Genomic DNA, 20,488 nt, shown 5'->3' on the forward strand with positions numbered 1-20,488 from the left:
AGATGCGAGGCTTTTGCTTGATGTAGGTATACCGAACTGAGTCCCGCCAATGATGCTGAGCCAGGGCATCGATTCAGAGAAAAGAACAACGGGAGATAGCGCAAGACCAGAATCTTGTGCGACCTCCCGTATTTTTATGGCGCCATATGATCATGTATGGCTATCAAACCAATCACGCGCAATTATTCAACTTTATATGTATATGTAATAGACGTTTTTATGTTGGACGCAAATTGTAGTGTAACTTCCTGATCACCTGTTTGATTGGTTGGAAGGTCAACATATAGATGATCCTCACCAATCAAGGCATCTGGATGATTGATCTCAATGCCACGCTGATCATATAAAACGTCACCTTCTGTTTGAGCCTGCACAAAGATCACTGGCAGCTTTACCTGTAGTACTGAATCTGCAGCCACAACACCCAAATCAACTTTACCCAGCGCTTGATTAATTGCATTCACAACTACGCTCGGGGAAATCCTATTCAATACGGTAAGGTCTTCAAATGCGTTTGTCTGAATTGGAAGGCCTTGAAGTGCGGTTAGCTGAACCAAGGATTCCGGCAGTTTTCCAGTTAGTCCAAGATTATTATGCAGGGCGAGATGCTCTAATTTTGTCAATCTCCCAATGGACTCTGGCACTTCGCCGCTCAGACCTGGAATCGACTCGCTATCAGGAGTCTGGCTATCAAGATGAAGCCGGGTCAACTGCGTCAAATTACCGATCCACGACGGAATCGACTTTATACGATTGGAAGTCAATACCAATATACTCAAATTCGTCAAAGTCCCCAATTCTTCGGGAAGCGCTTCAATCAAATGAGATTCCAACATTAGCTTCTCTAGATTTCTGAAATACCCCACGCCCCCAAGACTTACAGCCTTCTCATCTGTAGGTGTAAACACCAAAAATTCTTTTACTTGATCAAGCTCATCTTGAACGACCTCATCTTCAACGGTGACTTCTCTATCCAGAACGTCGGATATTTTGGCAGCCGCCAATTGCGCAAATACGGAATCTGGAAATATATCTTTTACAGGCGTCGGGTTTTCAATCAGCAGAAATTCAACAGGCTTCATTTCAATCTCTCCGTTTTACAAGCGTTATCTGACAAGTAAAAAGATGTAATGAATTTGATAAAAGCGCTCGAACATAATGAAATATCAAATCCATCGTGCTGCATGACTTAGGGCCATTTGGCCCTGCCAATACTTCCAAATTTCAACATCGTCAATTGGCAAACGTACAATGCCAGAAACACCAACACCTTTCAATCATAAAAATATTACAGAAAGACAATTGTTATAAATATACATATAATCTTTCAGTATATTGATGAACATTGGATGCACCTCGGCGGTCATCCACACTGCTTTCTGGCCGAAAGCAGACCCCGGCAATGCCGAACTGAGCATCACCAATCGTGCTGAGCCAGGGCATTGAAGGAATTCACAGAGAAAGAAACGAAAGACCGGCAGTAGACGGGGTAGGTAAAGGGGGGCCAGCACCGGCAAAGGCGCTGGCTTTTTTTGGTTTAGAGATGGAGCAGCTATTGCGGACCAACCAACACCTACGCCAGCACCGCGCCCTTATCCAGCAACAAGGCCCGCAGCACCGAACGATGGCAATGCGCTTCGTCTTCGCAGTAGCAGCCGACTGAGAAATTGGTCTGGTGGGATAGCACCGCCAGCAGCTCGATGGTGCGGGCGTTCTCCGGCGTCGCCATTTCGGCGCGGTATTTCCTGGTGAAGGCAGCCCAGTCGGCGGAGGTCGCGGCGGCTTGGCCGAGCTTGAGGGTTTCGGCGCAGGGGGCCAGATTGGGATACCAGACGTCGTACCAGTTCTGGGTGGCGAATTCCGCCTTGGGTATGCCTCTGGGTGGTCGGCGCACGGTGCCGATGCGGGTGCCTTCATCGGCGCTTCTGGCGCTTCCCAGTCGGACAATTCGAATGGCCATTCACTCTCCCTCTCGGCATTCAACGTTTGCGGTATCTGGCGTGGCATCCAGATTCATGCACACCGATCTAATTGGTCTCCGGCCGTAACTGTTCCTCCGCGAGCGGATCGCAGACCTGCGCGAGCATCACCCTATCCCGGCCGGCATGTTTGGCGCAGTACAACGCGCCGTCCGCCCGCTTCAGCCAGGCAGCGGCGTCGTTATCGTTCAACTGCAGTTCAGCCACGCCAATGCTCACGCTGAAGCAAATCGGCCCATCGGCCCCTTCCACGCCGTTCGCGGCGATGTGTTCGCGCATGCGTTCGGCCAGCTGGCACGCGCCGGGGGCATCGGTGCCGGGCAGGATCACCACGAACTCTTCGCCGCCGTAGCGCCCGACCACATCGATGATGCGCACCACGCTACGCAACACGTTGGCGAGCTGGGTGATGACGGCATCGCCGACGGCGTGACCGTAGCTATCGTTGATGTGTTTGAAGTGGTCGATGTCGAGCATCATCACGCAGGCGTTTTCGTCCAGGCGGCTGGCGCGTTGCCATGCTTCTTGCAGCAGCCGATCGGTCGCTGCGCGGTTGTATAGGCCGGTGAGGCCATCGGTGCGGCTGAGCACTTCCAGTTCGAGATTGGCTTGTTCCAGCCGCGACACCAGCAGGGTGTTTTCATCGAGCCAGTGGGTGAAGAGCTGGTAACCGAAGAAGCCGACAAAGGCGACGATCAGTGCGAATACCCAAAAGAAGGTCCAGGTGGTGGACATCATGATGCCCACCGCCGCGGGCAGCATGCTCACCTCCCCTGCCAGCAAGGCGCTGCTGACCTTGCCGGAGCCCAGCTGGATGGTGAGAAATCCGTAGCCGAGCACACCGCTCACCACCGCCAGCATCAGCCGCAACACCAGCCGGCGCGAATCGGTGACATCGGCGAGTTGCAGTTCCGGCCGTTGCAACCGCCAGCGCTCGATCGCCGGCCAGAACAGGAACAGCAGCGGCGCGACCACCAAGACATCCTGCACGAAGCCGCCGAGCCACCAGCCTTGCCAGATCGGCAATTGGCCGAGGGAATCGATGCGGTTGGTGTAGCTCCAGATCAAGGCGCTGGCGGAGCTGAATACGCTGGCGACGAAGCACAGCTGCACATAAAACAGGCCGGCGCTGAGGGAGCGCAAATCGCGGGAGATATTCAGGGCGCGGTAGCCCAGCGTGAGCACGGCAAAGCCGAGCGGGTTGGCGCAGGCAAACAGCAAGGCCCAGCCGATGGGCATGCCCGCGTAGACCGAGAGCGAAAACGCGGCCAGATAGGCCGGTATTGCGCCCCACCACCAACCGAAACACAGCGCCCAGAACTGGCAGATGACCAACGGTGGATAGAGCGAGATGAAGACCTGCACGCCGCCGAAATCGATCGGCAGGCCAGACCAGTTGAGGATGACCGTGGCCAGCCCGAACACGATGCTCGCAATGATGGAGCCTAGCCAGCTGCCAAAGATCAGGCAGCGTTCACGCGGGGTGCCGAATAGCCATACGCGGCGCATGGCAACGGCGCCGAGCCGATTCAGTTGATCGGCCGGGCAGTCCTTGGCGGGCGGGCTAGGGGTACGGGCCATTTGATGGTTGCAGTCATTCATCGGGCGGAAAACCTATCCAGCGATATGGCTTACCAGCAGCGGTCAACCACCCCATCATAGTGCGCACTGACAATCACTGCCCATCCCCCGACAGCCATTTCCTGACGGCCTTGCATTGCGTGCCACTGTCCGTCTGGCAGGCATTCATCTGATTGCCACGATGCGGCCCTAGCATGGCCCGCGTCAGTCTGCCCTTGGGAGCGATTACGCATGAATTCAAATAACGAAGAATTGGTCCGGCGGATTCATCGTGATCTGGCGGATCACTACGACGAAGAATTAGAGCTTGAGATGGAAGACAGCGCCCTGGAGGCGTTGTTTGGCGAGGAGCCCACCGCCGATGTGGACGATGAAAAAACCCGCCGTCGCCGTTATTTCCGCGAGCTGTTTCGCCTGCAGGGCGAGCTGGTCAAGTTGCAAAGCTGGGTGGTGCAGACCGGCCACAAGGTGGTGATCATCTTTGAAGGCCGCGATGCAGCGGGCAAGGGCGGCGTGATCAAGCGCATTACCCAGCGGCTGAATCCGCGTGTATGCCGTGTGGCCGCGCTGCCGGCCCCGAATGATCGCGAGCGGACGCAATGGTACTTCCAGCGTTACGTCTCCCACCTGCCAGCCGCGGGCGAGATCGTGCTGTTCGACCGCAGCTGGTACAACCGCGCCGGCGTCGAGCGGGTGATGGGGTTCTGTAGCGACGGTCAATACGAAGAGTTTTTCCGCACCGTGCCGGAATTCGAAAAGATGCTGGTGCGTTCCGGCATCCAGGTGATCAAGTACTGGTTCTCGATTTCGGATGAAGAACAGCATCTGCGCTTTCTGGGCCGCATCCACGATCCGCTCAAGCAGTGGAAGCTGAGCCCGATGGATCTGGAATCCCGCCGGCGGTGGGAGGAATACACCAAGGCCAAGGAGATCATGCTGGAGCGCACGCACATCACCGAAGCACCGTGGTGGGTGGTGCAGGCCGATGACAAGAAAAAAGCGCGGCTGAACTGCATTCACCACTTGCTGAACCAGATGCCCTACGAAGAATCCGAAACGCCGACCATCGTGCTGCCGGAGCGGATTCGACACGACGATTACGTGCGCCAGCCGGTGCCGAACGACATTCTTGTCCCCGAGGTGTATTGAGGCGCATCAGGCCACACACCACGTTCGCAGCATTGTCTGCAAAGCCGGTGGCCCACAGTGGCTACCGGCTTTTTTCTTTGGCGCCTGTTCAAAGGCTCGCAAACTTCCAGCTTGAAGCGCTTCAGAGTTTTACTTCCCCCTTCTCGAAGGGGGATGGAGGGGGATTTCGACGCCAGTGCAAATTGAGATGTCGCAGAAATCCCCCTAGCCCCCTTCCGCGAAGGGGGGACAACAGCGTTTGCTGCAATTTGCAAAGATCGTAAATAAGCGCTTAGCAACAAGCCGCTAGGGAACCTGTAACACAGCAGATTGATGATGACGGCATCAATCCGCTGGAGTTGTTATCCATGACTTCTACCTCGCAAGCGGCCGTGTTGCCGGCCGATTCGTTGTCTATCGAACCAGCGGCCAAGCCGCATTTTGATCAAAAGCCCGGCATGCTGACCGGGCTGATTTTTGCGGGTCTATTGGGCACCGGGCTGCTGTTCACGGCGTATAGCCTGGTCAGCGATATGAACGATGCCGGCGCGCCGATGACCACGTGGCTGCCGTTCCTGCTGCTGGGTGTGGCCTTGTTGATCGCGCTGGGCTTCGAGTTCGTCAACGGTTTTCACGATACGGCCAACGCGGTCGCCACCGTGATCTATACCCACTCGCTGCCGCCCAATGTGGCGGTGGTGATGTCGGGTTGTTTCAACTTCCTTGGGGTGTTGCTGTCCAGTGGGGCGGTGGCGTTCGGGATCATCTCCTTGCTGCCGGTCGAGCTGATTCTGCAAGTCGGCTCAGGGTCGGGCTTTGCGATGGTGTTTGCGCTGCTGATTGCGGCCATCCTGTGGAACTTGGGCACGTGGTGGCTGGGTCTGCCGGCTTCGTCGTCGCATACGCTGATCGGTTCGGTAATTGGTGTCGGTGTTGCCAACGCACTGATGCATGGCCGGGATGGCACCAGCGGCGTGGATTGGGCTCAGGCGATCAAGATCGGTTATTCCTTGCTGCTGTCGCCGCTGGTGGGCTTCGGTTTTGCCGCGCTGCTCTTGCTGCTGCTGCGTGCGCTGGTGAAGAACAAGAAGCTCTACGCCGAGCCGAAGGGCAAGGCCCCGCCGCCGTGGTGGATTCGCGGCCTGCTGATCCTGACCTGCAGCGGCGTGTCGTTCGCGCACGGCTCCAACGATGGTCAGAAGGGCATGGGCCTGATCATGCTGATCCTGGTCGGCACGCTACCGATGGCGTATGCACTCAATCGCGCCATGCCGGTCGACAAGACCGCGCAGTTTGTCGCGGTGGCCCAAGTCACCCGCCAGGCACTGGAAAAAGCCGCCCCGGCCCCAGCACCGGCCGATTCGCGCAAAACACTGTCTGATTACGTGCGTACCAAGGAAGCCACGCCGGCCTTGCTGCCGGCGCTGGCAGCGGTGACGGACAGCATCGCCCAACAAGTAAAGACCAATGGTTCGCTGGCCCACATGCCGGCCGCGGCGGTTGGCAATGTCCGCAATGATATGTACCTCGCGTCCGAAGCAATCCGCCTGATCGATAAGGGCAACGTGGGCAAGTTGGATGCGGATACCAAGGTCAACCTGAAGGAATTCAAGAAGCAGATCGACGATGCGACCAAGTTCATCCCGCTGTGGGTGAAGGTGGCGGTCGCCATCGCGCTGGGCCTGGGCACCATGGTGGGCTGGAAGCGCATCGTGGTGACGGTGGGCGAGAAGATCGGCAAGACCCATCTGACCTATGCGCAGGGTGCCTCGGCCGAGGTGGTGGCGATGCTGACCATCGGCGCGGCGGATATGTTTGGCCTGCCGGTATCGACCACGCATGTGCTGTCGTCCGGCGTGGCCGGGACGATGGCGGCGAGCAAGTCCGGGCTGCAGTTCGCCACCATTCAACGCATGCTCATGGCGTGGGTGCTGACCTTGCCGGCGGCGGTGTTGCTGTCTGGTTCGCTGTATTGGTTGTTCTCGCAGCTGGTCTGATCGCGGGTCTGATCGACGCCTCTGCTGGGTTCATCTGATTGCCAATACGTCGTCTGGTCGGGTTAGCCCGGCGGAGACAACAAGGGCCAACCTGAACGGTTGGCCCTTGTTGTTTTTGAAGCGGCTGGCTTAGCAGAAGCCACTCAGCAGGCACCACCAAATAATCTGCGGTAATCAGCAGGCAGCAAAAAGCCCTGTTTGCACAGGGCTTTGATCAGGGAGTTAGCCATCCCGCAAACCAAGTACGCTAACGCCATGACATGTATTCAGTGGTGGACCGAAGGAGGATCGAACTCCCGACCTCCGCATTGCGAACGCGGCGCTCTCCCAGCTGAGCTATCGGCCCATCCCAACAAATTTAGCGGGGTGGGTTGCGGGCGTCAATGCAGGCGGCATAGAAAACAAAAAGCCCGGCAATGCCGGGCTTTTTGTTGGGTGCAGAAGCTTCAAATCAGACCGCAAATCAAGCCAGCTTGCCGTGGCAAACCTTGAACTTCTTGCCCGAGCCGCATGGGCAAGGATCGTTACGGCCAACGCCGGAGAACTTGATCTGAGCACCGCCAGCCTGATTGCTGATGGCAGACAGGGCTTCCTTGATCTTCTCTTCGTCGCCGGTCGCGAGCAGCGCTTGCAGGTCGTCATGATGGAATTGCATCGCGTCTTCCGACACCGCTTGTGGCGCAACAGCGTCGACATCGGCTTGGCTGCGTACTTGAATCGTCATCACGATCTGCACCACATCGCGCTTGATCGCGGTGAGCAGGCTTTCGAACAGCTCGAAGGCTTCGCGCTTGAATTCCTGCTTCGGGTTCTTCTGTGCGTAACCGCGCAGATGGATACCTTGGCGCAAATGATCGAGCGCGGACAGATGTTCACGCCAGTGTTGATCCAGATGCTGCAGCAACACGGAGCGTTCGAACTGGCGGAACATTTCCGGGCTGGCTTCGGCCACCTTGGCGTCGTAAAGGGATTGCGCAGCCTGCTGGATACGCGTCTTGATACCTTCTTCCGACAGGGTGGTATCGGCCTTGAGCCATTCTGCCACCGGCGCTTCGATGCCATATTCGGCCAGTGCTTTTTCCAGGCCGGGCAGATCCCACTGTTCTTCCATGGCGTGCGGCGGCACGTATTGGTCGAACAGGTCGTTGAAGAAGCTATCGCGCATCGCAGCGATGGTTTCGGACACATCTTCAGATTCGAGCAATTCGTTGCGCTGGCCGTAGATCGCCTTGCGCTGCTCGTTGGAGACATCATCGTATTCCAGCAGCTGTTTACGCATATCGAAGTTGCGGCCTTCGACCTTGCGCTGGGCGGATTCGATGGCACGGCTGACGATACCGGCTTCGATCGGCTCGCCTTCCGGCATCTTGAGCTTGTCCATCACGAAAGCGACGCGCTCACCTGCGAAGATACGCAACAACGGGTCTTCCAGGCTCAGGAAGAAGCGGCTGGAACCCGGGTCACCCTGACGACCGGAACGGCCGCGCAGCTGGTTATCGATCCGGCGTGATTCGTGGCGCTCGGTGCCGACAATGTGCAGGCCGCCCGCAGCAATGACTTGCTCGTGCACTTTCGACCATTCGGTCTTGAGGGCGGCAATCTTGCTTTGCTTGGTGGCAGCATCGAGTTCTTCATCGGCTTCGATGGCTTTGATTTCGCGTTCAACGTTACCGCCGAGCACGATGTCAGTACCACGACCGGCCATGTTGGTGGCGATGGTGATCTGGGCCGGGCTGCCAGCTTGGGCAACGATGTCCGCTTCGCGGGCGTGTTGCTTGGCGTTGAGGACGTTGTGCTCGATGCCATCCTGCTTGAGCATGCCGGACAGCACTTCGGATTGTTCGATCGAGGTGGTGCCGACCAGCACCGGCTGGCCGCGTTGGATGCAATCTTTGATGTCGGTGATGATGGCGTTGTATTTCTCGCCTTCGGTCTTGAAGACCTGATCCTGGCGATCCTGGCGGACCATCGGGCGATTGGTCGGGATGATGACCGTCTCAAGACCGTAGATTTGCTGGAATTCGTAGGCTTCGGTATCGGCCGTACCGGTCATGCCGGAGAGCTTGCCGTACATGCGGAAGTAGTTCTGCAGCGTGATAGTGGCGAGCGTCTGGTTTTCCTGCATGATCTCGACGCCTTCCTTGGCCTCGATCGCCTGGTGCAGGCCTTCGGACCAACGACGGCCGGCCATGAGGCGGCCGGTGAATTCGTCGACGATGACGACTTCGCCATCGAGCACCACGTAATGCTGGTCGCGCAGGAACAGCGAGAACGCACGCAGTGCGGCATACAGGTGATGCATCAGGCTGATGTTGGTGGCGTTGTAGAGGCTGTCGCCTTCCGGCAGCAGGCCCATTTCGCCCAGGATTGCTTCGACTTTTTCGTGGCCGGATTCGGACAGCAGCACGCTGTTCGCTTTCTCGTCGACCCAGTAATCGCCTTCGCCTTCTTCGGTTTCTTGCCGAATGAGCTTGGGCGGCACGGTGTTCATGGCCATGTAGAGATCGGTGCTGTCATCGGCCGGGCCGGAGATGATCAGCGGGGTACGTGCTTCGTCGATAAGGATCGAGTCGACTTCATCGACGATGGCGAACGACAGGCCGCGCTGTACGCATTCACCCTTCGAGAACACCATGTTGTCGCGCAGGTAGTCGAAGCCGAATTCGTTGTTGGTGCCGTAGGTGATGTCGCAAGCGTAGGCTTGTTGCTTGTCGTCATGCGACATCTGGCCAAGGTTCACACCGCAGGACATGCCCAGGAAATTGAACAGCTGCCCCATTACGCTGGCATCACGCTGTGCCAGGTAATCGTTGACGGTAATCACGTGCACACCCTTGCCGGTGATCGCGTTCAGGTAGGCTGGCAGCGTAGCGACCAGCGTCTTGCCTTCGCCGGTGCGCATTTCGGCAATCTTGCCCTGATGCAGGGTCAGGCCACCGATCAGCTGCACATCGAAGTGGCGCATACCCAGGCTGCGCTTGGCACCTTCGCGACAGACGGCGAAGGCTTCCGGCAGGAGCGCATCGAGCGCTTCGCCGCCCTGATAACGCTGCTTGAATTCATCGGTCTTGGCGCGCAGTTGCTCATCCGAAAGGGCCTGGATTTGCGGTTCCAGCGCATTGATTTTGGTGACAACGGCGCCGTATTGCTTCAACAGGCGATCATTGCGGCTACCGAAAACTTTCTTGAGCAGATTGGCGATCATGAGTGCGTTACCAAGGTTTCCCGCGCGCTTGGCGGAGTCTGTTTGTTATTGGGTGCGTGCATTGTTACAGCAATGGGTTACAGCAAAACTGATTACAACAACGGCGGAAGGTCTCCCTGTCCGCCGCCTGACTATTTCATGCATCGGCTGCAACCTGATATGGGGACGCAGCCGGGAAATTCCATCACAACCATTCAACTTCAATCATTCGACTGGGCATTTGCCAGCACAGGCATATTCGCCGTGGTAATGAAACGTAGCGGATTCTGCGCCACGCCCTTATAGCGAATCTCGAAATGCAGGTGAGGCCCGGTTGAGCGACCAGTACTGCCAAGTAAAGCCACTGGCTGACCGACCTTGATCACGTCGCCTTCGCTCACCAGCAACTTGCTGGAATGTGCGTAGCGGCTCGTCAGGCCATTCCCATGGTCGATCTCGACCATATTACCATACTGGGGGTGGAAGGCCGCATAGACCACTGTGCCGGCCGCTGCGGCGTGCACCGGCGTGCCAACCTCGCCGGAAAAGTCGATTCCTTCGTGGAAAGTCTGGTGCCCGGTGAACGGGTCGATACGCCAGCCGAAGCTTGATGACTGCAATCCGCTGGTCAACGGTGCGTGAGTCGGGAGCTGCAAAGAATCCGGCCGGAACAACGCAGTTTCAGAGAGGGTGAATTGATCGTAATAAGCACTGGCTTGTTGATCAGCAACCGAAAGCGCGGAAGAAAGTTCATCGACCGAGAGGGAACGACCGGGATGGAACAAGCCACCCTGTGGCGCAGGCTTGGTGGACAGGAACGGTTTAACATCGATACCGGTTTTTGCACCGACTTGCTGAGCCAGTCCGTCGATCCGTGCAAGTTTGGCCTGGAGTTGCCCCAGTTTGATAGCCAACGCATCGATATCGATCTGGCGCGGTGATTTGGCGAAGTGCCACAACGGCTGTACCGGCGTAGCCCCCATCAAACTACCGAGCCCCATGCCGATGGCCAGCAATACCCCGGTGAGCAGCAGTGCGATCGACACCAGGGACTTCGGCCCAAGTGAGATGGCATTGGTTAGCCGGTTGGAAACGACAATAATGTTCAATCTATCTTTTTCCTTATCGACGCCAGCATGAGCAACCGCCCATCCCGCCCCCCTGCGTACCCTGCCTTTATTGGCAAGGATCGGGAGTTGTTGCGTCTTGTTGCTCGCGTTAATGAGCTCAACCGGTTGCAGGCAGCGGTGCGTGCCGCACTACCGGTGGAACTTGCGCCCGCCTGCCAAAGCGTGAGTTGGGCAGGCAGCGAACTGTTGATCGGTGTGACTTCATCAGCCGCAGCGGCGCGCATACGACTGTCAGCACCCCGGATGTTGGAGAAACTGGTGGAGGCTGGCTGGCAAATTACCGGAATTACGCCGAGGGTGCAAGTCGCCCTGCAAGTCGAAAAGTCTCGTAAGACCAAGGACTTGCATCTCTCCGACGCCGCGTTTTCTGCGTTGGGGGAACTGGCGGAAACCGTCGACGATGCCGGTCTGGAGCAGGCTTTGCGCAACCTGCTGGCGAGTCATGCCGAGCGGATATTGAAGCGGGAGTGATGCGAAAAAAAGAGGCAAAAAAAAACGGGCACCGCAATGGCACCCGTTATCAGGGAGGAGATGAGCAAAAAATGCGCGTTACATCGCACACGGTGTAGGACGTGGGGACGGATCGAGAGTTCCCAAGTTTTACGTGAAAATTCACTGCGCATATCTGCTCACCAAACGCATCGCTAACCAGCCCGTCCAACCGCTCGCCATCTATATAATCTGGCCTTTCTTTGCCAGGACGTCGGACATGGATCTGCTGCTGTTGGTTAAATCGCTCATCATGGGCGTGGTCGAGGGCGTGACCGAGTTCCTGCCCATTTCCAGCACCGGGCATCTGATTCTCACCGGCGATCTGCTGCACTTTCTCGATAAAGACAAACGCGACGTCTACGAAATCTTCATCCAGCTCGGTGCGATGCTGGCCGTGGTGTGGGAATACCGCGTCAAGATCGGTGCAACGCTGACCGGGGCCGTTCGGCCTGGTGCGGCACGCAATCTGTTCTTCGCCATCGTAATTGGCTTCATTCCTGCGGCGGTGATTGGCCTCTTATTTAATAAGATGATCAAAGCGCATCTGTTCGCTCCGGTTCCGGTGGCGACAGCGTTCATTGTCGGCGGACTGATCATCCTCTGGGCGGAAAAGCGCCAGCACACAGTACGGGTGCAAGTAGTCGATGATTTGAGTTTGAAAGATGCGTTGCTGGTTGGCTTTGCGCAGTGTCTGGCGCTGATTCCCGGCACCAGCCGTTCCGGCGCAACCATTATCGGCGGGCTGTTCCTTGGCCTCTCTCGCAAGGCTGCGACCGAGTTCTCGTTCTTCCTCGGCATTCCGACGCTTGGAGCCGCATCCCTCTATAGCTTGTGGAAACTGCGGCATGTGCTGAGCGCCAGCGACGCCGGGATTTTCGCCGTGGGCTTCGTGGCGGCCTTTATCAGCGCGTTCTTCGTGGTACGCGGTTTGCTACGCTTTATTGCCAACCACACCTTCATCGCCTTCGCTTGGTATCGCATCGCGTTTGGCTTGGTGATTCTGGCAACGGCCCATACCGGTATCGTCGACTGGAGCCTCTGAATACGCATCCAAAATGCGGCCCAAACAAAAACGCCCCGGAACTCGGGGCGCTTTTGTTTCCGGGAGACTTAGCGGGTCATACAAACAAGATCAACAAACGATCAACCAGCAGTGCCGCGAACAGGTAAGTCAGATAGCGGATCGAGAACAGAAACAGCGCACGGGATGCCTCGTCGCTGTAATTGCGATTCAGCTTCCAGGCGCGGCTGATAAAGCCGCCATTCAGCCACAGCGCCCCGGCGAGATAGACCCAGCCGGAGCAGCCGATCACGAACGGAATCAAGGTCACCGCGGCCAGCACAAAGGTATAGAGCAGGATCGACAGCCGGGTGAACTCGTTGCCATGCGTATTGGGCAGCATCGGCAGGCCCGCCTTGGCGTAATCCAGCTTGCGGTACAACGCCAGCGCCCAGAAGTGCGGCGGCGTCCAGGTGTAGATGATCAGGAACAGCACGGTCGCTTCAGCGGTGACATGCCCGCTGGCGGCTGCCCAGCCCAGAATCGGCGGCATCGCGCCGGCCGCACCGCCGATCACGATATTTTGCGGCGTAGCAGGCTTGAGCCAGCGCGTGTACACCACGGCGTAGCCAAAGCAGGTCGCCAGGGTGAGCCACATCGCGAGCGGGTTGGCGAACTCCAGTAGCAGCCAGGTTCCCGACAGCGTCAGCAGCCCGGCATAGGCCGCTGCGCCCGGCACACCCACCGCGCCACGCACCAGCGGACGGGATTGGGTCCGGCGCATGTTCGCGTCGCGATCCCGTTCGAACAGGCAATTCATCGCTGCCGCGCCCATGGCGATCAAGCCAATGCCGACCAGCGCGAGTCCGAGCTGCGGCAAATCCGCCCAACGAGGTTGTGCCATGGCCGCGCCGACTGCCGCGCAAAAAACGATCAACGAGACAACGCGCGGCTTGCCGAGCGCCCAGAGATCAGCGAGCGAACGAGTATTGAGCGTGAGACTGAGCATCGGTGTTCTCCGAGCGGGTTGAGGCAAGCAAAGCGGTGAGAAGGACAACCAGCAGGCCAGCGCCGCCGTTGTGGGCGACGGCAGCAGGCAGCGGAAGACTATAAACAGCGTTGACGATGCCCAGCGTGAGCTGGACGACCAAGGCCAGACCAAGCAACTTGGCCCAGCGCGGTTGAATGCGGCGCAGACGCCACGCCAGACCACCCACGACTGCCAGCACCACCAGTGCACCGAGCCGATGCAGCCAGTGAATCGCGGCCAGATGATCGATGGTCAGCGGCGCACCAGAAGCGGTGAGGCCCAGTTGCCGGTCTGGGTGCAGTGCATCCAGCAAACCGGGCGGTGGCGCGAAACTGCCACGGCAAGCCGGGAAGCCGTCACAGGCCAATCCGGCGTAATTACTACTCACCCAACCGCCCAGCACGATCTGCGCAATCACAACCACCAACGCCAGCCAAACCCAGCTACGGCCGGAAAGCGCCTGTTGCGACAAACTGGCCCGGCTGGCGATCAGCGTGATCGTCGCCAGCAGCGTCAATCCGCCGATCAAATGCGAAGTGACCACAATGGGCATCAGCTTGAGCGTCACCGTCCACATGCCGAGCAATGCCTGGAACACGATCACCGCGACCGGCGCGAGCAGCATCGGCACGTTTACGTTCAACTCGCGGCGATGGCGGGCGGTCAGGATCAATGCCGCCAGCAGCAGCAGCGACAACCCGCCAACGCAATAACGATGCACCATCTCTTTCCAACCCTTGGCTGGATCGACTTCCCCGCCAAAGTGTTTTTCGGCGTGGGCGATTTCGTGCTGTTGTTCCGGCGGCGTAATGCGGCCATAGCAACCCGGCCAATCCGGACAACCAAGGCCGGCGTCAGACAGGCGCACATAAGCGCCCAGCATCGCCAGACAGAAAGTCCACACCACGGTGAACCAGAGCAGGATTCGGAGGAACTTCATAACACTTCAACCCAGCCCTTGATTGTTCTTGAGGATTTTGCCGATCTCTTGCAGCACCTTGCGCCGATTGGCATCACTGCTCAATTGATCCGGCGCGTAATGCGTCACGGCGTTGCCACGCGGATCGACGAGATACAGCCCCGGCTCGGCCAGATGCGGATTGCCGGGGACCGCTGTCAACGCAGCGTCATTGCATGCACCGCTGGTGGCGCGCTCGATCCGTTCGGTGTCCTGCCCTTGCGCCAACCGGAGCTGCCGGCTAGCCACCAGCAGATCGTTCCAGGCCGCTCCGCAATCATGGCCCACTGCGACCAAGCGCCAGCGCGAGCTGGCCGGTGCAGCCGGTTGCGCCAGCATGCGGCCAAAACTGCGCCCACCTTCCGGTTGTCCCCAATGGAATACAGCCTGAGCGGCGATGATGGGGAAGGCCGAGAGCGCGATCAGTGCAAGCAGCACGATGCGCCCACGTTTACGATTTTTGAGTTTTTGGGATTCATCCACGACGTTGCTCCTTGCGCAGACGGTACATCAGCAGCACGCCACAGATGCTCATGCCCCACCAGGTCAGCATGTAGCCCACGTGGCGAGCCGGGTTGAAATCGGGTTCCGGCCAGTTACGTGTCAATCCGTCCGCGCTGTCGTCGCTCTGGCGGGCGTAGGCGATGGGCTTGGCGAGCCCGGTCAATGCTGCGGCGCGTTCGGCCGTCAGGTTCTGCATGCGCCGATGTTCAACTGGCGTGGGGCCAAGTTCCAGAAAACGTGGCCAAGGTTGGGTTTCAACTTGCGGCAGTGCATTGGGCGCTGACGGCGTATGGCCTTCCGCCAACCAGCCTCGGTTGACCAGCACGATTTCGCCGCTGGCTAGCTGCAAGGGCGTGACCACTTCCAGCCCCGCCACCCCATCGCGATAACGCGGGGCAAGGTAGAACGTCTGCTGATCCAGCCACCCACCAATCGGCTGGCGACGTTGCCAATCCGGGATGCTGCCACCACGCCACGGCTGCGGCGCTTTCTGGTGTTCGGCGTGGTACGCATCGACCAGACGTTGTTTCTGCAAAGCGCGGCAGAGCTGCCAAGCCCCGAGCCCGATGGTCACCACAATCAGCAGCAGCAACAGAATGGGCTGGCGTGATTTGCCGCGCGAGCCGGCATGCGGGCCGGTAGCCGCTGTGCTAGCGTATGACGATTCAATGACGTCAGAAGAGGGGGAATCGGACATGAAACTACTCATTGTGGCCTTGCTGCTCGTGGTGCTTGCGGTGCTGGGTAGCGCCTTGTTGCAACTTATTCGTGGCCCGTCAGGCTCGCCCAAACTGGTGCGTTCGCTGACTTGGCGGATCGGCCTGTCGATTCTGATTTTCGTCTTGCTGCTGGTGGCGCGTGGTTTTGGCTGGCTACAGCCGCACGGCATCTAGTCCATCACACAGGGCGCGGCGGCATTCAGCTCGCTGCGCCCTGCGCGTAACGTCAGTTACAGCCAGTACACGAACACGAACAGGATCAGCCAGACCACGTCGACGAAGTGCCAATACCACGCGGCCGCTTCGAAACCGAAGTGATGTTCCTTGGTGAAATGCCCCTTGAGCGCGCGGCCCAGCATGGTCGACAGCATGATGGTGCCGACCAGCACGTGCATGCCGTGGAAGCCGGTCAGCATGAAAAAGGTCGCGCCATAAGCGCCAGAGCCCAGGTTCAGCCCCATCTCAGTCCAGGCGTGGTGATACTCGATCGCCTGGAAAGTCAGGAACAAACAGCCCAGCAGCACGGTAATCGCCAAGCCCAGCTTGAGCTGACCACGGCGGCCTTCGACCAGACCCCAATGTGCCCAGGTCAGCGTCGCGCCAGACGTCAGCAGGATGGCGGTATTGATTGCCGGCAAGCCGAACGCTTCCATCGCGGTATAGGCATCGACCTTCGGGCCCGTGGCGGCAGGCCAGACAGCCTGGAAGCTCGACCACAGCAGATCATGCGTATCGGAAAAGTAACCGATTTCCGGCACCGAGATCACCCGGGTGTAGAACAACGCGCCAAAGAAGGCGGCGAAGAACATCACCTCGGAAAAAATGAACCAACTCATGCCCCAACGCAGCGAGTGATCCACTTGCAAGCCGTAATCGCCGGCCTGTGCTTCCTTGATCACATCGCCGAACCAACCGACGATCATCCACAACAGGATGGCGAAGCCGGCAATCAGCAACCACTTGCCGGCACCGACACTGTTCATGGCAAATGCCGCGCCCATCGCCATGCAGAACAAGGCAATGGAACCGACGATGGGCCAGCGCGACGGCGCTGGTACGAAGTAATGGGCGTCATGCACCCCGTTTTCGACATTCATCTTTAGCCTCCCTGGCTGGCGACGAGCGAACGAACCAAAAGTAGCACCAGCATTGCAAGCACCAGTGCGCAGATCACCCCGGCCACAATGACCTGGCCGGGTTTTAACTTGTCGGATTCAGCGCCTTTACGGCCCCGAACCCCGAAAAAAGCAGAAAGCACAGCACGGATGGCGGCCATCATGACGCGCTCTCCAGGCGGTGGAACGTATACGACAACGTGGCCGCGCCCAGCTCCGGCGGTAGTTCCTTGGACACCGCCAGCACCACCGTCACCTCGCGCCGCTCGTTGGCGGCCAGCTTGAGCGAATCGAAACAGAAGCACTCCAGCTTGGTGAGGTAACTCGCCGAACGCATGGGCGCAAAGCTCGGCACCGCACGCACGATCAAGGGCGCATTGCTGGTGTTTTCGACGGTGAACTTCGCCTTCACCAACTTGCCCGGCCGTGCTGCGACGATGGGCTCCAGCGCCTTGACCTGCAGCGGCACACCGCCATCGACATTGACATCGAATTCCAGCCGCACCGCCGCCGCATTGACGTCTGCCAACTCCGGCCGCGCCCGATCGAGCCCGATCAAGTTGCAGAAGCGGTCATACAACGGCGACATCAGATAGCCGAAACCGAACATCAGCGCCGCAGTCAGGCCCAGCTTGATCGCCAGGCGGCGATTCGCCTTGCTGCGGGCGATGGCGAGATTACGACGCCTTGTATGATCGGAGGCCAGCGCATCCATTGAATCAACCCACCGCGCTGCCGACCCAAACCTGCTGAGCGATCACCGCGACGAAGAACGCCAAAGCGATGGCCGCCAGCAAGAGGCCGGTACGTGCATTCTTGCTCATGAGTGCTCCAGACCTTGCAGACGCAGCCCTGCCACCACCGTCGCTTCATCCGGCGGGGTTTCCCAGGTGTGATGCGGCGCCGGGGATGCGACTTCCCATTCCAGCGTGTGTCCACCATCCCACGGCCGGGCCGGCGCGGGGCCAACGCCACCGCGAATGGTGCGGATCACGTTGATCAGGAACAGGATTTGCGCCGTGCCGAACAGGAAGGCACCGACCGAAGCCATCGAATTGAAGGTGGTGAACTGCAGCGGGTAATCCGGAATCCGGCGCGGCATGCCGGCCAGGCCCAGGAAGTGCATCGGGAAGAAGGTGATGTTGAAGGCGATCATCGACCACCAGAAGTGCACCTTGCCCCAGAACTCGCTGTACATGTATCCGGTCCACTTGGGCAGCCAGTAGTAGGCCGCGCCAAACAGGCTGAACAGTGCACCGGCCACCAGCACATAGTGGAAGTGGCCCACCACGTAATAGGTCGCGTGCAAGGCGATATCGACCGGCGCGAGTGCCAGCACCAGGCCAGAGAACCCACCGATGGTGAACAGGCACAGGAAGCCGATGGCGAATAACATCGGCGTTTCGAATGTCATCTCGCCTTGCCACATGGTGGCAATCCAGTTGAACACCTTCACGCCTGTCGGCACGGCAATCAGCATGGTCATGAACATGAAGAACAGCTGCGCCGTCGCCGGGAAGCCGACCGCGAACATGTGGTGGCCCCAAACCATGAACGACAGGATGCCGATCGCACACACGGCATACACCATCGATACGTAGCCAAACAGCGGCTTGCGGGCGAAGGTCGGCAGGATCTGGCTGACTACGCCGAACGCCGGCAGCGCCATGATGTAGACCTCGGGGTGGCCGAAGATCCAGAAGATGTGCTGGAACAGGATCGGATCACCACCGCCGGCCGCCTTGAAGAAATGCGTGCCGAAATGGCGGTCGGTCAGCAGCATGGTGACCGCACCAGCCAGCACCGGGGCGACGGCAATCAGCAGATACGCCGTCACCAGCATGGTCCACGCGAACATCGGCATCTTCAGCAAGGTCATGCCGGGAGCACGCATGTTGAGGATGGTGGTCACGATGTTGATCGAGCCCATGATCGACGAGATACCGAGCAAGTGGATGGCGAAGATCGCGAAATCCATGCCCATGCCGGCCTGAATCGACAGCGGCGGATACAGCGTCCAGCCACCGGCGGCAGCGCCGCCCGGCACGAACAGCGAGATGAGCAACAGCGCGGCCGCGGGCGGCAACAGCCAGAAGCTCCAGTTGTTCATCCGCGCAAACGCCATGTCCGGCGCGCCGATCATCAGCGGCAACATCCAGTTCGCCAAGCCGGTAAAGGCCGGCATGATCGCGCCGAACACCATGATCACGCCGTGCAGCGTGGTCAGCTGGTTGAAGAATTCCGGCTGCCAGAACTGCAGGCCGGGCTGGAACAATTCGGCGCGGATACCCAGGGCCATCACCCCGCCCACGAGGAACATGGCGAAGGAGAACCACAGGTAGAGCGTGCCGATGTCCTTGTGGTTGGTGGCGTACACCCAACGACGCCAGCCCTCTTGCGCACCGTGGTGCGCATCGTCATGGGCATGATCGTGGGTATGGCCGTGGACTTGTTCACCCACTGATTCGCCAGGGTGAAGCGCTTTAGTCGCTGCGTTCATGGTGTTATCTGTCTCCCTTATTTGCGCGCGGCTTTCACTGTTTTGGGCAGCACGAAGTCACCATCGTGGTTACCAAAACTGTTGCGTTCGTAGCTGATCACGGCGGCGATCTCGGTATCGGTCAGCCCGGCCCATGACGGCATGGCGTTCTTGCCGGTCAGCACGATATGGATGTGCGCCTCGGCCGGGCCGGTCGCGATCTTGGAGCCCGCCAGTGCCGGGAATGGACCGCCACCCTTGCCGTCCGCCTTGTGGCAAGCGACGCAGTTGGATTCGTACACCTTCTGGCCACGGGCGATCAGCTCATCCTTGGTCCAGTTCTTGTTCGGATCATCGGCGGCTGCCTTGGCTGCGGCCTGACGCTTGCTCACCCAGTCCTTGTATTCGTTCTGGCTGACCACCTTGACCACGATGGGCATGTAGCCGTGATCGCGGCCGCACAGTTCCGAACACTGGCCACGGAATACGCCCTCTTTCTCGGCCTTGAACCAGGTATCGCGAATGAAGCCGGGGATGGCGTCCTGCCGTACGCCGAACGCCGGGATGACCCAGGAGTGGATCACGTCGTTGCTGGTGGTCAGGATGCGCACCTTGGTGTTGACGGGCACGACCACCGGCTCGTCTACATCCAGCAGGTATTTCTCATCCTTGGGCTCGCCGGGCGAGTTGTAGTTTTCGATCTGGCTGCGCGGGGTTTTCAGCTTGCTCTTGAAGCTGAAGCCGCTGTCGAGGTAGTCGTACCCCCAGAACCACTGGTAGCCCGTCGCCTTGATGGTCAGCGTGGCATCGTGGGTGTCCTTTTGCGCCAGCACCACCTTGGCCGCCGGCCAGGCCATGCCGATCAGGATCAGTGCCGGGATCAATGTCCACAAAATCTCGACGATGGTGTTTTCGTGGAACGGCTTCGCCTGATGCCCGAGCGAGCGGCGATGCTTGAAGATCGCGTAGAACATCACGCCAAACACGGTCACGAAAATGACCGCGATGATCAACATGATCCAGTTGTGAATGTCTGCGATATCCCGTGCGATGACGGTTTGTGCAGGTTGAAAAGTAAAACGGCTGTCGCTCGCACAGGCGAACGAAGAAAAAAGAGCCAACGCGGCCCCACTACGCCAAACACGCATCCATGTACCTCCCTATGGTCACCGGCCGTCGGCTCGCAATCCCT

20 protein-coding genes and 1 tRNA gene are annotated in these 20,488 nt (G+C 58.9%); 5 read left to right on the forward strand and 16 right to left on the reverse strand.

Going from position 1 to position 20,488, the window contains the following annotated elements:
- Window positions 1-182 precede the first annotated feature (182 nt).
- The 3 genes from BR41_RS06855 to BR41_RS06865 all read right to left on the reverse strand — a co-directional run bounded on the left by BR41_RS06855 (window position 183) and on the right by BR41_RS06865 (window position 3,560).
- Window positions 183-1,082 carry a leucine-rich repeat domain-containing protein gene (locus BR41_RS06855; RefSeq protein ID WP_035054520.1) on the reverse strand — a complete coding sequence of 300 codons (900 nt, stop codon included), beginning with the start codon at window positions 1,080-1,082 and terminating at the stop codon, window positions 183-185.
- Between the two features lie 491 nt (window positions 1,083-1,573).
- Complete coding sequence (locus BR41_RS06860; RefSeq protein WP_035054522.1) at window positions 1,574-1,960, reverse strand: DUF488 domain-containing protein; 387 nt, start codon at window positions 1,958-1,960, stop codon at window positions 1,574-1,576.
- 67 nt (window positions 1,961-2,027) lie between these two features.
- A complete protein-coding gene (locus BR41_RS06865) occupies window positions 2,028-3,560 on the reverse strand; it encodes a sensor domain-containing diguanylate cyclase (RefSeq protein ID WP_051710392.1) in 1,533 nt (510 codons plus the stop codon).
- Window positions 3,561-3,791: 231 nt separating this feature from the next.
- Between BR41_RS06865 and ppk2 the strand changes: the two genes are divergently transcribed.
- Both ppk2 and BR41_RS06875 read left to right on the forward strand, forming a co-directional pair.
- Window positions 3,792-4,709, forward strand: coding sequence for a polyphosphate kinase 2 (gene ppk2, locus BR41_RS06870; RefSeq protein WP_035054524.1), 918 nt, complete (start codon window positions 3,792-3,794; stop codon window positions 4,707-4,709).
- 347 nt (window positions 4,710-5,056) lie between these two features.
- Complete coding sequence (locus BR41_RS06875; protein ID WP_051710395.1) at window positions 5,057-6,685, forward strand: inorganic phosphate transporter; 1,629 nt, start codon at window positions 5,057-5,059, stop codon at window positions 6,683-6,685.
- A gap of 270 nt (window positions 6,686-6,955) precedes the next feature.
- On the opposite strand, the gene BR41_RS06880 is transcribed toward BR41_RS06875, so the two are convergent.
- The 3 genes from BR41_RS06880 to BR41_RS06890 all read right to left on the reverse strand — a co-directional run bounded on the left by BR41_RS06880 (window position 6,956) and on the right by BR41_RS06890 (window position 10,915).
- A tRNA-Ala gene (locus BR41_RS06880) sits at window positions 6,956-7,031 on the reverse strand.
- Between the two features lie 117 nt (window positions 7,032-7,148).
- Entirely contained in the window at window positions 7,149-9,890 is a 2,742-nt protein-coding gene (secA, locus tag BR41_RS06885) for a preprotein translocase subunit SecA (RefSeq protein WP_035054526.1), read from the reverse strand.
- Window positions 9,891-10,090: 200 nt separating this feature from the next.
- On the reverse strand, window positions 10,091-10,915 hold the full coding sequence (locus tag BR41_RS06890; protein WP_169741262.1) for a M23 family metallopeptidase: 825 nt from the start codon (window positions 10,913-10,915) through the stop codon (window positions 10,091-10,093).
- A gap of 90 nt (window positions 10,916-11,005) precedes the next feature.
- Between BR41_RS06890 and BR41_RS06895 the strand changes: the two genes are divergently transcribed.
- On the forward strand, window positions 11,006-11,470 hold the full coding sequence (locus BR41_RS06895) for a DciA family protein (RefSeq protein WP_084186898.1): 465 nt from the start codon (window positions 11,006-11,008) through the stop codon (window positions 11,468-11,470).
- A 238-nt stretch (window positions 11,471-11,708) separates the two neighbouring features.
- A complete protein-coding gene (locus BR41_RS06900; RefSeq protein ID WP_035054532.1) occupies window positions 11,709-12,533 on the forward strand; it encodes an undecaprenyl-diphosphate phosphatase in 825 nt (274 codons plus the stop codon).
- 76 nt (window positions 12,534-12,609) lie between these two features.
- Here the strand turns inward: BR41_RS06900 and cyoE are convergent, their stop codons facing one another.
- From cyoE to BR41_RS06920, 4 genes are read right to left on the reverse strand one after another with little or no spacing between them, the layout of a single operon-like run.
- Window positions 12,610-13,500, reverse strand: a complete 891-nt coding sequence (gene cyoE / locus BR41_RS06905; RefSeq protein WP_035054534.1) for a heme o synthase — start codon at window positions 13,498-13,500, stop codon at window positions 12,610-12,612.
- Window positions 13,463-14,461: a COX15/CtaA family protein gene (locus tag BR41_RS06910; RefSeq protein ID WP_035054536.1), complete on the reverse strand. Its 999-nt coding sequence runs from the start codon at window positions 14,459-14,461 to the stop codon at window positions 13,463-13,465. The genes cyoE and BR41_RS06910 overlap by 38 nt, the downstream gene beginning before the upstream one ends.
- 6 nt (window positions 14,462-14,467) lie before the next feature.
- Window positions 14,468-14,962, reverse strand: a complete 495-nt coding sequence (locus tag BR41_RS06915) for a hypothetical protein (protein WP_035054538.1) — start codon at window positions 14,960-14,962, stop codon at window positions 14,468-14,470.
- Complete coding sequence (locus tag BR41_RS06920; RefSeq protein ID WP_035054545.1) at window positions 14,955-15,680, reverse strand: SURF1 family protein; 726 nt, start codon at window positions 15,678-15,680, stop codon at window positions 14,955-14,957. The genes BR41_RS06915 and BR41_RS06920 overlap by 8 nt, the downstream gene beginning before the upstream one ends.
- Between BR41_RS06920 and BR41_RS06925 the strand changes: the two genes are divergently transcribed.
- Window positions 15,679-15,876: a twin transmembrane helix small protein gene (locus BR41_RS06925; RefSeq protein ID WP_035054547.1), complete on the forward strand. Its 198-nt coding sequence runs from the start codon at window positions 15,679-15,681 to the stop codon at window positions 15,874-15,876. The genes BR41_RS06920 and BR41_RS06925 overlap by 2 nt on opposite strands.
- A gap of 56 nt (window positions 15,877-15,932) precedes the next feature.
- On the opposite strand, the gene BR41_RS06930 is transcribed toward BR41_RS06925, so the two are convergent.
- The 6 genes from BR41_RS06930 to coxB are packed head-to-tail and all read right to left on the reverse strand — an operon-like array spanning window position 15,933 to window position 20,444.
- Complete coding sequence (locus BR41_RS06930; protein ID WP_035054549.1) at window positions 15,933-16,799, reverse strand: cytochrome c oxidase subunit 3; 867 nt, start codon at window positions 16,797-16,799, stop codon at window positions 15,933-15,935.
- A 2-nt stretch (window positions 16,800-16,801) separates the two neighbouring features.
- Window positions 16,802-16,981 carry a DUF2970 domain-containing protein gene (locus tag BR41_RS06935; protein ID WP_035054551.1) on the reverse strand — a complete coding sequence of 60 codons (180 nt, stop codon included), beginning with the start codon at window positions 16,979-16,981 and terminating at the stop codon, window positions 16,802-16,804.
- Complete coding sequence (locus BR41_RS06940; RefSeq protein ID WP_035054553.1) at window positions 16,978-17,532, reverse strand: cytochrome c oxidase assembly protein; 555 nt, start codon at window positions 17,530-17,532, stop codon at window positions 16,978-16,980. The genes BR41_RS06935 and BR41_RS06940 overlap by 4 nt, the downstream gene beginning before the upstream one ends.
- 4 nt (window positions 17,533-17,536) lie before the next feature.
- Window positions 17,537-17,641 carry a cytochrome oxidase small assembly protein gene (locus BR41_RS24830; RefSeq protein WP_211251688.1) on the reverse strand — a complete coding sequence of 35 codons (105 nt, stop codon included), beginning with the start codon at window positions 17,639-17,641 and terminating at the stop codon, window positions 17,537-17,539.
- Window positions 17,638-19,317 carry a cytochrome c oxidase subunit I gene (gene ctaD, locus BR41_RS06945; RefSeq protein WP_051710397.1) on the reverse strand — a complete coding sequence of 560 codons (1,680 nt, stop codon included), beginning with the start codon at window positions 19,315-19,317 and terminating at the stop codon, window positions 17,638-17,640. The genes BR41_RS24830 and ctaD overlap by 4 nt, the downstream gene beginning before the upstream one ends.
- Window positions 19,318-19,334: 17 nt before the next feature.
- A complete protein-coding gene (gene coxB, locus BR41_RS06950; protein WP_084186900.1) occupies window positions 19,335-20,444 on the reverse strand; it encodes a cytochrome c oxidase subunit II in 1,110 nt (369 codons plus the stop codon).
- Between the last annotated feature and the right edge of the window lie 44 nt (window positions 20,445-20,488).

It is taken from the genome of Andreprevotia chitinilytica DSM 18519, from assembly GCF_000711875.1.
In the GTDB taxonomy this organism is placed as follows: Bacteria; Pseudomonadota; Gammaproteobacteria; order Burkholderiales; family Chitinibacteraceae; genus Andreprevotia; species Andreprevotia chitinilytica.

Coding starts and splice junctions, on each gene's coding strand:
- BR41_RS06855 (WP_035054520.1), bottom strand. CDS start 1,082: ATGAAGCCTGTTGAATTTCTGCTGATTGAAAACCCGACGCCTGTAAAA.
- BR41_RS06860 (WP_035054522.1), bottom strand. CDS start 1,960: ATGGCCATTCGAATTGTCCGACTGGGAAGCGCCAGAAGCGCCGATGAA.
- BR41_RS06865 (WP_051710392.1), bottom strand. CDS start 3,560: ATGGCCCGTACCCCTAGCCCGCCCGCCAAGGACTGCCCGGCCGATCAA.
- ppk2 (WP_035054524.1), top strand. CDS start 3,792: ATGAATTCAAATAACGAAGAATTGGTCCGGCGGATTCATCGTGATCTG.
- BR41_RS06875 (WP_051710395.1), top strand. CDS start 5,057: ATGACTTCTACCTCGCAAGCGGCCGTGTTGCCGGCCGATTCGTTGTCT.
- secA (WP_035054526.1), bottom strand. CDS start 9,890: ATGATCGCCAATCTGCTCAAGAAAGTTTTCGGTAGCCGCAATGATCGC.
- BR41_RS06895 (WP_084186898.1), top strand. CDS start 11,006: ATGAGCAACCGCCCATCCCGCCCCCCTGCGTACCCTGCCTTTATTGGC.
- BR41_RS06900 (WP_035054532.1), top strand. CDS start 11,709: ATGGATCTGCTGCTGTTGGTTAAATCGCTCATCATGGGCGTGGTCGAG.
- cyoE (WP_035054534.1), bottom strand. CDS start 13,500: ATGCTCAGTCTCACGCTCAATACTCGTTCGCTCGCTGATCTCTGGGCG.
- BR41_RS06910 (WP_035054536.1), bottom strand. CDS start 14,461: ATGAAGTTCCTCCGAATCCTGCTCTGGTTCACCGTGGTGTGGACTTTC.
- BR41_RS06925 (WP_035054547.1), top strand. CDS start 15,679: ATGAAACTACTCATTGTGGCCTTGCTGCTCGTGGTGCTTGCGGTGCTG.
- BR41_RS06920 (WP_035054545.1), bottom strand. CDS start 15,680: ATGTCCGATTCCCCCTCTTCTGACGTCATTGAATCGTCATACGCTAGC.
- BR41_RS06930 (WP_035054549.1), bottom strand. CDS start 16,799: ATGAATGTCGAAAACGGGGTGCATGACGCCCATTACTTCGTACCAGCG.
- BR41_RS06935 (WP_035054551.1), bottom strand. CDS start 16,981: ATGATGGCCGCCATCCGTGCTGTGCTTTCTGCTTTTTTCGGGGTTCGG.
- BR41_RS06940 (WP_035054553.1), bottom strand. CDS start 17,532: ATGGATGCGCTGGCCTCCGATCATACAAGGCGTCGTAATCTCGCCATC.
- BR41_RS24830 (WP_211251688.1), bottom strand. CDS start 17,641: ATGAGCAAGAATGCACGTACCGGCCTCTTGCTGGCGGCCATCGCTTTG.
- ctaD (WP_051710397.1), bottom strand. CDS start 19,317: ATGAACGCAGCGACTAAAGCGCTTCACCCTGGCGAATCAGTGGGTGAA.
- coxB (WP_084186900.1), bottom strand. CDS start 20,444: ATGCGTGTTTGGCGTAGTGGGGCCGCGTTGGCTCTTTTTTCTTCGTTC.